9 protein-coding genes are annotated in these 12656 nt (G+C 44.1%); 7 read left to right on the top strand and 2 right to left on the bottom strand.

Features of this window, described 5'->3' with window-relative positions; genetic code table 11:
- The first annotated feature begins 273 nt into the window (after positions 1-273).
- From AC1DWN_RS23910 to AC1DWN_RS23900, 3 genes are all read left to right on the top strand, one after another.
- Positions 274-1134, top strand: a complete 861-nt coding sequence (locus AC1DWN_RS23910; RefSeq protein ID WP_477561398.1) for an ABC transporter permease — start codon at positions 274-276, stop codon at positions 1132-1134.
- The gene (locus AC1DWN_RS23905) at positions 1128-1988 is read left to right on the top strand and encodes a carbohydrate ABC transporter permease (RefSeq protein ID WP_477561396.1); all 861 of its coding nucleotides are present in this window, start codon (positions 1128-1130) and stop codon (positions 1986-1988) included. The genes AC1DWN_RS23910 and AC1DWN_RS23905 overlap by 7 nt, the downstream gene beginning before the upstream one ends.
- A 67-nt stretch (positions 1989-2055) precedes the next feature.
- Positions 2056-3597 carry an extracellular solute-binding protein gene (locus tag AC1DWN_RS23900; RefSeq protein WP_477561395.1) on the top strand — a complete coding sequence of 514 codons (1542 nt, stop codon included), beginning with the start codon at positions 2056-2058 and terminating at the stop codon, positions 3595-3597.
- A 56-nt stretch (positions 3598-3653) separates the two neighbouring features.
- On the opposite strand, the gene AC1DWN_RS23895 is transcribed toward AC1DWN_RS23900, so the two are convergent.
- On the bottom strand, positions 3654-4454 hold the full coding sequence (locus AC1DWN_RS23895) for a helix-turn-helix domain-containing protein (RefSeq protein ID WP_477561394.1): 801 nt from the start codon (positions 4452-4454) through the stop codon (positions 3654-3656).
- A 113-nt stretch (positions 4455-4567) separates the two neighbouring features.
- Here AC1DWN_RS23895 and AC1DWN_RS23890 point away from each other — a divergent pair, with 113 nt between their 5' ends.
- Positions 4568-5377 carry a phytanoyl-CoA dioxygenase family protein gene (locus AC1DWN_RS23890; protein WP_477561397.1) on the top strand — a complete coding sequence of 270 codons (810 nt, stop codon included), beginning with the start codon at positions 4568-4570 and terminating at the stop codon, positions 5375-5377.
- Between the two features lie 357 nt (positions 5378-5734).
- Positions 5735-6841: an ROK family protein gene (locus AC1DWN_RS23885; RefSeq protein ID WP_477561393.1), complete on the top strand. Its 1107-nt coding sequence runs from the start codon at positions 5735-5737 to the stop codon at positions 6839-6841.
- A 168-nt stretch (positions 6842-7009) separates the two neighbouring features.
- Here the strand turns inward: AC1DWN_RS23885 and AC1DWN_RS23880 are convergent, their stop codons facing one another.
- Positions 7010-9439, bottom strand: coding sequence for a CehA/McbA family metallohydrolase (locus tag AC1DWN_RS23880; protein WP_477561392.1), 2430 nt, complete (start codon positions 9437-9439; stop codon positions 7010-7012).
- A gap of 135 nt (positions 9440-9574) precedes the next feature.
- Here AC1DWN_RS23880 and AC1DWN_RS23875 point away from each other — a divergent pair, with 135 nt between their 5' ends.
- Positions 9575-11458 (top strand): family 20 glycosylhydrolase, encoded by a 1884-nt coding sequence (locus AC1DWN_RS23875; protein ID WP_477561391.1) that lies wholly within the window; start codon positions 9575-9577, stop codon positions 11456-11458.
- A 51-nt stretch (positions 11459-11509) separates the two neighbouring features.
- On the top strand, positions 11510-12656 hold a 1147-nt coding region (locus tag AC1DWN_RS23870), incomplete at its 3' end, for a glycoside hydrolase family 38 N-terminal domain-containing protein (protein WP_477561390.1).

Below are 12656 nucleotides of genomic sequence, written 5' to 3'. Positions count from 1 at the left end.
GTCCTAAGGGGCGGCCTCTTCGTTTATTCAGTCTGATGAACGAGGTGCAGGCCAATCACGATTTCCATAAATCTGTACATTATTTACGTTTTTGTGTATATCGGCGTTCCGTTCAGATGTTTATACTTACATTATTGGAAGCGCATTCATACAAGGAGGGATACGATGGACGCCAAACAGAGCCTTACCCCAGCCCCTCGGATACGGCCAGATCCGCGAACAAAGCTGCAGTCGATTCTCACAGCCATTTGGAGATTCCGAGCATTTTACATTATGCTGCTGCCTGGTGTCATTTATTTCATCATTTTTCGGTATTTCCCGATGTATGGGGTCATTATTGCCTTTAAAGACTTTGCCATCCTGGATGGGATAACGGGGAGCTCGTGGGTCAATCCGTGGTATAAACATTTTCAGGATTTCTATCAATCTCCCTATTTCAGTCAGCTGTTGACTAATACGCTATTAATCAGCGTATACAAGCTGGTCTGGGGGACACTGCCTCCGATTTTACTGGCGCTTCTGCTGAATGAGTGCCGTGTTCGTTGGTTGAAATCTATTGTCCAAACGCTTACTTACATGCCGCACTTCTTATCATGGGTCATTATTTTCGGTATTTTAATGACACTATTTTCTCAAAACGGTGGCTTGATTAATCGGTGGCTTGTAGAAGCGGGAGGCAGCTCAATCCCATTTCTAACCTCGACGGATTATTTCCGCAGTATTCTGGTCGGTTCTGAGGTTTGGCAAAATCTCGGCTGGGGAGCGATCATTTACTTAGCGGCGATGGCGGGCATTGATCCTACACTCTACGAAGCTGCCAAAGTGGACGGAGCGAGCAGGATACGCATGATTTGGCATATTACACTTCCGGGGATCCGAAGCATCATTGTCTTGCTGTTTATACTAAAACTCGGTCATCTGCTTGATGCCGGCTTTGATCAAATCTACATTTTGTACAATATACAGGTTTATCCGGTTGCAGACATTCTAGATACCTGGGTCTACCGAACAGGTTTGCAGCAGTTGAACTTCAGTTTGGCGTCGGCAGTCGGATTGTTCAAGTCCGTCATTGGGTTAATCCTTGTATTGAGTGCCAATCGTTTGGCGAAAAAGTGGGGTGAGGGCATATGGTAAGAAGCCTTGATGATAAAATTTTCAACTGCATCGTATATGTCATTTTGGGACTATGCGGACTTGCTGCCATTTTACCGATATTGTACGTAGTATCGGTATCCATCACTCCCTTTGGGGAAGTATTGCGCAACGGCGGATTTATTTTATTCCCAAAAGAAATTACATTCTCCGCCTACCGAACGCTGCTAACGGAGTCGAATATTCCAAAAGCGTTTCAAATTACCGTGCTTATTACGGTTATCGGTACTACAGTCAATCTTATATTGACCGGCCTGATGGCTTATCCTCTTAGTCGCAGAAACTTGCCGGCAAGGAACTTTTTTCTAATGATGATTGTGTTTACTCTGTTGTTCAGTGGAGGAATCATTCCGACCTATTTGGTTGTAAAATCAATGGGACTGCTCGACTCAATCTGGGCCATGATTTTGCCTAATGCGGTTTGGAGCTTTAATGTACTTATAATGAAGAGTTTTTTTGAAGGGCTGCCTGAGGAGCTGTTCGAATCAGCAAGGATCGACGGAGCCAAAGAGTTCCGAATCCTGCTTCAAATTGTAACGCCGCTATCGATTCCCGTTTTGCTTACCGTAGGATTGTTTTATCTGGTCGGTCATTGGAATGAATTTTTTCAAGCGATTTTCTATGTGACTGATCGCACATTGTATCCACTACAGGTTGTCGTCAGGGAAATTTTGATGCAAAGTCAACAGCCGCTTGAAAACGCGGAAAACATGATGCCAACTCAGACGATGCAAATGGCTTCCGTCATGATCGCCAGTCTGCCGGTTATCATCATTTATCCGTTCCTTCAGAAGCACTTTACAAAAGGAATGCTTCTCGGATCGATTAAAGGTTAACCAAGGTTGCATAGATCACTGGCCAGCTATGCGGACCTATAAAATAGCAAGAATTTAGAAAGGGGATATGAAGATGAGAAAAATATTTTCCTTGATGTTAACCGTTTCAATTCTAGGAACCATGCTTGCAGCTTGTTCAGGAGGAGATAGCAATAAAAAGGCTGGCAACGAGCCAAGTGAAACCAATCAGCCAAGCACTGAAACCACAGAGCCAAGCAGCAAGCCGGTTAAGCTTGAAATTATCGAGAGCGGAAACAACCTGCCTTCGCCGGACAAGGATATTATTAAGCAGGAGYTGGACAAAGCGCTGAATATTGATTTGAACCTGACCGTTTACCCATCGGCAGACGATTATAGCAATCAACTGAATGTCCGTATGGCCTCAGGAAATTTTCCGGATCTGTTTATGGTCGATCGCCAGCAGCTTATTCAGTTTTCTAAACAGGGGCTTCTGCTGGATTTAACGCCATATATGGATAAATTGGACCAAACAGTTGCCTTCATTGGTGAAGACAGCGTCAAAAAAGGGATGGTGGACGGAAAGGTATACGCCGTTTCCAAATCTCCGCAAATCCCGTACAACACTTTATGGATCCGCAAGGATTGGCTGGATAAATTGCAGCTAGAGGTGCCTACGACTGTGGAACAATTATCGGAAGTAGCGGATGCCTTCACCAAAAAAGATCCAGATGGCAACGGCAAGCCGGACACCTTTGGCTTGACCGGTGGCAAGTTTGGAGCATTCTCAACAGTATTCGGAGCATTCGGCGTCGGTATGCCGGGCAACTTTTATGAGAAGAATGGGGCMGTTATTAATTCTCTGTATGACCCGGCGATGAAGGACGCGTTGGCGTTTATTAAGGAAATGAATGTTTCAGGGTCCGTTGATCCTGAGCTGCTGGCCAATAGTGGATTGCAGCATCAAGAGAAAGCGATCAAAGGGCAGGCGGGCATTGTATATATCGATTGGCCTAATATTACTAAGGATCAATTCGTGGAGCAAATTAAAACCGTTAACCCAAATGCGGATTGGCTGCAGATTGCAGCACCGACCGGCGTTGGGGGGCAGTACGACGGATCATGGGATATTGGGTCGACTCCGGGGAGATTCGCAATTCCGAAGGCGCTTGAGAAGGATCCCGAGAAGCTGCAGCGGGTATTCGATTTGCTAAATTATATCTCAAATCCGGATGGTGGCTCGATGCTTGTGCAATTTGGGGTGAAGGATACTCACTTCACACTTGATAACGGTAAGGCGAAAATGACAGATAAAGCAGGCGATGTCGGTTATTCCTGGCTGTACCAATTCACAGGCAGACCTGAAATGGAGTATTTGCAGGCCAAGTTCGCCGCTCAGTCAGATGCGATTGCATTTGCGAACGACCAGCCCCGTATTGAGGCGCTGAACGGATTCATCGATAATCCGGAAGGCTTTAATCTAGCTGACGCGAATCGTTATATCGAGGAAGAGCTTGCAAAGTTTATTTATAATAAACGCCCGTTAAGTGAATATGACACCTTTATCCAGACGCTGGAGACATCTATGAACTATAAAGCCTTAATGGACAGCGCTATGGAGCAGTTGAAAGCGCTGGGCTATGGCAGTTAAGTAATCTGAGTACTTCATACAAGCCGATCGGTCAATTTACGGTCGGCTTGTCTGTGTTAGACACGATACGTTTTTCTATAGGAGGACGGATTAATACCGAGTAACTTTTTGAAGCTCTTGCTTAAATGATGCTCGTCTGTAAATCCGCAGTGCTCGGCAATTTGGGCAAGGGTCAGAGAGGAATGTACCAGCAGCTGCTTGACTTTGTCCATTCGGAGATTAGCTGCATAGGCGCTGGGAGCGATCCGGAACTCACGCTTGAAAAGTCTGGTCAATTGAACCTGGCTTATGCCGAGTTCCGAAGCGATTGCTTTTAGGGAAATGCCAAATTCAGCTTGCTGCTGCAGCATGTGGACGGTTCGTTGAAGGAGAGGCTCATCACTGAACAAGGGAGTCGGTTGCTGGTCGGATAATTCAATCTGCAGGAGATAAAGCAAATCCTTAAGGAGATGTTTTTTGTACGCGAAACCAAGGCTTCCATTTAAGTAATCGGCTTCACGAAACTGAGAGAGGGTTGAATGGAATCTCTTGTTGTTCATAAGGCGAAGCTTTCCGGTCTGTGGTAAATCTTTTATGCTCGAATGGGCATGCTCAGGGTTAGAGTTCCATTGAAATCCCATTAGATGAAAGGATAAATCATTGGTTTTACGGTAAAAGGTCAAATCAGGCGGACATAACACGACGTCATCTTTAACAGCCTTGCCGCTTTGACCTCCCATTCTGTATTCAAAGCCGCCTTCTTCGACAATAAATAATGCCCAGTGATCGTAAGTGTCATGTGTTTTTTGGAAATGCACAGCGTCTTTCACGTAGACATGGTAATRCAGATCGGGCTCAAGAAATCGAGTCAATTCCAAATGAAGTCCCTCCAATTATGAAATTATATACAAGGGATTATAATTATTCATACATTATAACAGGAAAATTCTTCATATATAATTAAATTAAATACAAGTAGGAGGAATGAATGATGAAGACTGCTGAGCTGAATATACGGGAATTGATGGATCAATTTAACGAGCAGGGTTATTTGGTTTTACCAGGAGTATTATCGCAAGAAAAGGTGAACCGTCTGAATTTGGCAATCGATGAAATCATTGCGAACGAGCCGGAAACGCTTTCCCATAATATTTATAACAGCGTTGAACGTCATGCAGAGATTGCTTCAATGATTGATCAACCGACTATTCTACCGTTAATTGTTAATTTGCTCGGACATAATATTCAACTGCATATTTCCCACCTAACGATTAGGAAACCGAATCCGAACGAAGCTAAGACTGCCACGCATAGCTTTATTGATTGGCATCAGGATGGACCTCATCCGCAATTTCCTGTAATTGCTGGCCTGACAGCTACCTATTACATTAAGACTTGTTATATTTTAAGCGATATGTCGGAACCGGACCGCGGCAATACGAAAGTTATTCCGGGCAGCCATAAGAAGCCTTATAACCCTAATAATAAGGATGTGAGGCAGCAGCAGGACGGGGAAGTTCAAGTATGTGGAAAACCGGGAGACGTATTCATTTTTGCCCAAAACTTATGGCATGCAGGCTCTCCAAACCAATCCGAATTTACAAGAAGGCAGCTGTTTCTCGGCTACAGCCCAATCTGGATGCGCCCTATCGATTACCATACGGCTTCGGAGAGCCTCTTGAAGGATGCCGATCCAATCCGTCGTCAGCTGCTCGGACAAATCAGCGAAAACAAATTCAAATATTATGTTCCTGAGGATTCGATGGTGCCTCTTAAATCTATGCTTATCAACGTAGAGTAAAGGGAGCTTCATATAGGGAAAATGGAATCATGAAAATGATAAAGCAGCTCGTTCCTTATCTGGGAGCGAGCTGTTTTTATTAATCGAGCGATATGGGATTTGTATCATACGAAGCAGCCGATTAAACGGATATAGTTCATCTGTCCTGTGTTTTTCATTTGTACGAGAAATACTACTTATTGTGTGATATAATCAATGTGCTAGGGAGTTAATATAATGATTAAGTGAATTGATTGCAAGGAGGAGACCGTTATTGCTACGAATAAATTAATCTATCTTCAACAAGTTAAACAACAGAATATGTCGACCATATTGAAACAAATATGGAAGGTTGGACAAGTCTCGCGGGTGGAATTAGTGAAACAGACGGGATTGACATCAGGCACGATTACTAATCTGACGCATGAGTTAATAGAGCAAAGGGTTATACGTGAATTCGAATCCATATCAGGGAATGTTGGAAGAAGGCGAGTAATGCTTGGTTTTGATACAGGCTATTACCGTCTAATCGGGCTGGACATTGGTCGGTCCTCCTATGAGATCGTGTTAACCGATTTGAAGGGTGAAATACTGCAATCGATCAGCAATGAAATAATTGAGCCTGATGGACCAGACAAGTATTTTCACGAAATACTGCCTATATTAATGCAATTACAAGAAGATGTAGAGAAATCGGGTCAGCATCATATACTCGGTATGGGAATTGGGGTTCCTGGTCCAATCGATTATAAGAAGGGTGCATTGCTAAGTCCTCCTAATTTTACGGGATGGAGAGGATTTGATCTGCAATCCAAAATAAGTGAGCATTTCTCCAAACYAACGTTAATCGAAGATGATGCACGAACATCTGCCTTAGCAGAATATTCGTTTGGCAACGGGAGAAATGTGGAAAACTTGCTGTTCATTACGATGGGAATCGGCATCGGCGGCGGACTTGTTTCCAATGGTGAAATCGTGCGAGGTACGAATGGGCTTTATGGACAAGTTGGTCATATGACACTTAAAATGGACGGAAAAGTATGCGATTGCGGCAATATAGGATGCTGGGAAACTGTAGGCTCGATTCCTGGTATTTTGGAAAGATGGTCCGGAGGAAATTCGATGCAAACGCTTAAGGAAGCGATATCGAAAGGAGATCCGGAGGCATTGAAGTGCATGAATGACACATTGAGCTATTTGGAGAATGCACTCATCAATGTATTTAATCTATACGACCCGGAAGTGGTTGTGCTTGGCGGAAGATTGTTTCCTTACTTGTCGGAATATTTGTCTCCGGTCTTGTCGAATTTACAGCTTCGTCAGTATAGCTTTGTCAAGGATAAGCTGCGTTTGGAGCCGTCTACCTTTGGAAGCTCACAAAGCGCAGTAGGGGCGGCCGCGCTTCTATTCAGACATTTGTTAGATGAGCCGATTAATTGTTTAGAGCCTCGTGCCTTGTCTGGCGACAAAGTGGAACTACAGTAATTTATTATAAAATATGTATGATTTTTGGAAATTAACTTAATAAATAAGCCAATAGCTCGTGCAAAAAACACCGCTAGGGATCATTTTCCCCAGCGGTGTTTCTCCTGTGCGCACAGCATGGTTACTGAAGGGCTAGCATAAAATCATAAGCCTTAATGGGAGTGCCCATCATGATGATCCTGTGCGCTGTGATTGCACTAGTATAGTAACAGCGTCAGCTGAGTTAAAGCAGGGCTTCCCCTCAACCGTAACCATTACCGCACTGGAATGAGCTGCAATAATTTCAGTTTGATCATGATAACAGCCGCGCACTCGCATAGCAATCCAGCTGCTCCCCGTTACTTTCAATGACCAATGGCCGCCATGGGTTATGCGTTCGGGATCAGCGGTGAATACTTCGCGTAGTTCGCCATTTACAATAAGCTCCACTTTGGTCACGGGAATGGTTGCTGACGACACTTGCCAGACTATATCTACCGTTCCCCCGGTTGTTCTTAATTCGAATTTGGTGCCCATCTCATGACCATTGACCTGGAATTCAAGGAGAGGGCCAAATGTGGCGAAGGTTTGGCCTTGCCTAACAGCCTTCATCCAATTGTCGTACGTAAAAGGAAGATCCTTGATAAGTGCATAAGTACGAATGGTGCCTACTGCAGTTTCCTGAGACATTTTATCTGTACCGCCAACAGCAGGCAACAAATACCCACAATTCAGATAACGGTACCAATCAGATAAGGAATAGGGGTTGATCCCCTTATTTTCGAAGGAGCATAGTTCAATGGCATCAGCTTCACCCAAAACAATGGTAGCCGCTTCTTCGGCTCTTGGATTTGGAAGATGTGGAATAACGCTGATGCCGTTCTGTTCTCTGCAAAGTCTGGCCCATTGCGTAATAGAGATATCTACGGGATCTCCAAGTCCAGACTCATCCGGTCCGCCAGTACACAAAGGAAGAATCATTTTGCCGCTGTAGCCGAGTAGGGAGATATGTCCCAAAATATGCTGGCGATTCTCCGTCCCGACCCGCACGAGGTATTCACCGCTGCCCCCATTCTCAACACTTCCGATCGTTGTTTTACCATCAAAGTCTCCGAGGTTGCTGAACATTTCTCCCCATTGGCTGGTGAGCAGGTTGACCACATTCACACCTTCTGCTTCCCCTTCTAATAGTGCGGTTTGCGGAGATAGAAAGTGAACATGAGTGTCAGCAGTAACCCAGCCCTTAGACCTCCATGGCAATACATGCTCAAGAATGATCTCTATGCTATCCATTTCGTCAGTAATGGTAAAGGTTTTGCGAATCGGCTTTATCTCAAATCCTTTGGTGACTTCAATATATACGGTATCATACGGCAGATTGAATTCGGCTTCCCCGTTTATGTAGCAGCTGAAATGATTGCCTTGAACATGCTCTGTTCCATAGTCTTCGAACCAATGTGCATTYGGAATTCGATGACCGTTAACGGGAGGAATGTAATCGCCGAATTTTCCATGTATATGAATTTTGGACGGTACGGGCTGTCCGGATATTTTATCGATAGTTTTGAGGGTGACCTTCCGTTTACGAGTTTCCATCGGCTGGAATTCCGTATAAGCAGTCAAATCTTTTAGAGCGATACAATTCTCCTCATCCTCACCCAAGTAGAGATACGCCTCGCTGTGTGCTGTGAGTTCGATAATCCATTCATTTGACTTCTGTATCGGCAGAGATGGGTTGGCATGATCAATCCAATTTGAATGATTATACTCGAGGACTGGTGAGACCGAAATAACTTCGCCAAAATCCAAACGAATATTGGGATTATTGCCGAAAGGGTTAGGTACAAAGCCAGGTTTGGATGTGTAATACACCTTCCTGCGAACGTCCCACCGCAGTGGGTTTGTTACCATATTAGTCCGGGTAATACCGAATATAAAGGCAGTGCCGTCAATAGGGTGAAGAACCAATCGAGTGAGCTCTTTATCGGGATACGGATTCTGTAAAGAGTAGATCCAATGATGCATAACGCTGCCGAAGCCTTGGAAAGTATTCCGCAATTGGCTCTGACCCCAAGGAATTTCYGGTGCTTCGCCGCGCGGAATATCCGAGTTGGTCCGCATCGTCCGGGGCTTGATGTGCTTCACTGCTTCGAATCCGTTCTCTCCCCACTTCACTTGAAACTCGCTGATTTGGTAGCGCCTCTTAATAGGAATGACCGCTTCTGTACCATCCGAATAGATGAGCTTATATTCACATACAAGTTCACCGAGCCGTGGTGTCCCCATCATAGGACTGGTTATGCCGTCTTCATTAGTTATCGTTTCTTTGAAATCAGCACTGTGCAAAAAGATAAGTTGGTGATCATGGAGAGGAGCTTTGAAGTCGATGTGAATGTCCTCATCCTTCAATAAAATAATATTGGCCGAACCCTCATTAGGACCAAGTGAAAAAGGTATTCCCCATAGCTCATGCTCGCCGGTCAGCAGATGCTCAGAGTTATGAATAACTCGCGCAGAGCAGTCAGATTCACTTAACGCAGCAATGCTTTTGTTGTAATGCTTGGTGAGGTCAATTGAAGTAAATCGGTTTCCTACATAATCATTTGAGTTCGCGTTCATCGTTATCCTCCATTGAATGCTCAAGAATGAGTGCTTTACAAAGTGATTATTCATTTATATAATACATTTAATTAATGATTAAGTAAATTGATTCTTCATGAATGTTTGAAGGAGGAGAAGGGAGGTAGAGTGACTATGTTCAACACGCGTAATAGGTATGAGAAGATTGAAAGTACAGGTGCCTATCTGACAGCGAATATTACAATGAATGGTGAGAATAGTGTTCTTAATCAGATCGTGATGAAAGCGCTATCTAAAGCTCGGCATTCACATTCTTACGCTGCTGTTCGATTTTTTCAAAAGGTAGATGAAGAGCTTCAAGAGAAATTACAACGATCCTTTGGAGATGTATATATAGACAGTGAGGACGGCTATATCATAGAGGCTTCCGATGAAGTCAACGTATATGCCACCAGTATCAGAGGACTTATATATGGTGCTTATAGTTTACAGCAGCTCACAATTAATGGTTATTTGAATCATGGACTTATCTATAATGTTCCTTTATGTCCGTTTCGCGGTCTTAAAATCTATCTTCCAGCCAAGGAGGATATCGATTTTTTCAAAAGCTTTATTGATATGGCTTGTTACTATCGCTACAACACGATCGTCATTGAGATCGGCGGTGCGATGGAATATAAACGTCACCCGGAGATAAATGAAGGGTGGGTAGAGTACAGTGCTGAGATGCGGAGATATTCGGGCAGAGCGAAAGAAGTGCAGAGATCTAGCAACTGGAAAAAAAATTCGATTCATAGTGAGAATGGCGGCGGTGAGTGGCTTGCTCAAGAGACAGTGAAGGATTTAGTCTCGTATTGTAAGCAGCGGGGATTAGATGTGATTCCTGAAGTCCCCTCATTAAGCCATAGCGATTATCTACTGACTAGGCATCCAGAGCTCGCGGAAAGGAAGGAGGATTCGTATCCTGATGTGTATTGTCCGTCTAATCCTGCAAGCTATGAGCTCTTGTTTGATGTATTGGATGAAGTGGCTGAAGTGTTCGAGCCCAATGTCATTCATATCGGACATGACGAGTATTACTCGATAGGCATCTGTGATCGATGCAAGGGTAAGGATGCTGCCGAGATTTATGCAGAGGATCTAAAAAAAATCTATAGTTATCTGAAATCCAAAGGCATTGAAACGATGTTATGGGGAGATAAGCTGCTCAATGCGATCTCCAAATCTGGAAATGCCGAAGGTGGATCTGAGCGCGAGGTACATAGACATGGACAGTTCAGGGAGATACTTCCCGCAACGTACAAATCGATTGACTTGATCCCGAAAGAGCTTCGAATTATGCATTGGTACTGGTCCGTTCGACGAGAATACGATGATGAATTTCTTGATCGCGGTATGTATATGGTGTTTGGAAACTTTTCGGGAACCGGAATTCCTGAATGGAGCCGAAGAATATCGAAAGGCGTTCAGGGATCGTGCATATCCAATTGGAGTGCTTTGCGTGAAGATTATTTACAGCGCAATGGGGTGTTTTTCGAAATGGCCTATTGCTGTCGCTTGTTCTGGCAGGATGGCTACGATGAGAGTATGTATACTGCCTTAGCGGAGGAGACCTTCGAGGACTTGTTCCGATATAAGAATCTTGGAACTCTTGCCGGACCACATATTGAAATTACGCATGGCACGACGTTTACCCGTGAGTATCAACCGTTCGTTGACGGGATTTTCATTGAACCTGAGCAGGATCTTCTAGGGGAATATGTACTTGAATTTGAAGATGGAGCGGCAATGTCCCACCCCGTTTACTATGGTATAAACATATCAAGTTGTGATCGATCATGGGAAGCCCCTCTGTCAGACAGACATGATGTGTATATAAGTGATAGCTCGCTGCTGCAGGTTTCATGTACGACGATGCCTATTAAAGAAGGCTCCAAAACCTTTTATAAAATAGTATTGGAGCATCCTTTTTCTAATCGAAAGCTTATAAACGTTCAATTTATACCAAAACCGAATCTTGAGGGTCATGTTATCGTTCGAGAAATTAAGCTGTGCTAGAGCACAGAGTATGCATTTAATTTATCAATTTTCCATTCAGGAGGGATATCATTGAACAGCTTGAACCCTATGTTACTGATGATTCAAAAATTGGAGAAGCGCATTGTAGAGCTGGAGAAATATCGCTATACGAACGAAATACAAATTCCAAGTTATGATTTCTGGATTGATGAGGAAGCCATTATTGGTGCGCTTCCCCCGTCAGACACGGAATGGGGCCGGATCCATATTGGAGACAGATGGAAAGGTCGAGATTTGACCGCTTGGATGAGGACAGAGGTAGAGGTTCCTAAGGAATGGAGAGGGCTTCAAGTGTTGGGACTGTTCGATTTCGGTAAAACAGGAGAAGGGCATAATTGGGGCTTCGAATCCTTATTGTATATTGACGGCAAACCGTTCCAAGGAGTAGGCACCAATCATATGGAAGTTTTTCTTCCGGAGCAGCTGGTCGGCAGCAAGATTGAGCTTTTGTTCAAGATTTGGTCGGGCTTGAATGGTGAAACTGGGATACGAAGTGATCTGGAGCATGAAATTAAGCATTCCTCCCTCGCTATACTGAATCCGGCGGCGGATGATTTATTTTATACGGCATCCGCAATTTGGCATACGCTRAATGTCGTTAATGAAAATACCTTCGAATATGGACGGTTGATGCAAGCGCTAGACAGATCGTTTCTCCTTATTGATTGGCGGGAGCCTGGCAGCAGCTCATTCTATCAAAGTGTTGAACTAGCGAATGAGAAATTAAAAGATGAATTGCAGCAAATACCGAATGCTAGTGAAGTTATTGTAAGATGTATCGGTCACACGCATATTGACGTAGCTTGGCTGTGGAGACTGAAGCATACACGTGAAAAGGCCGCACGTTCGTTCTCAACCGTTCTGCGCTTGATGGAGCAGTTTCCTGAATATGTATTTTTACAGACTCAACCTCAATTATATGATGATTTGCAGCGTGATTATCCAGAGATCTATGAACAGATTGAAGAGCGAATAAAGGAAGGCCGATGGGAAGCCGGCGGAGCAATGTGGCTGGAGTCGGATTGCAACATACCGTCTGGGGAATCTCTTGTCAGGCAGCTTGTATATGGCCAAAGGTTTTTCGAGCAAAAATTCGGAGCTAAATGCGAGTACTTATGGCTCCCTGATGTATTCGGATACAGCTGGGCTTTACCGCAAATTTTGAAAAAAGCAGGCC

The sequence above is a fragment of the Paenibacillus sp. P4_A7 genome (assembly GCF_056402455.1).
The sequence above is the reverse complement of the archived record's forward strand: the minus strand, read 5'-3'. Positions and strand labels throughout refer to the sequence as shown.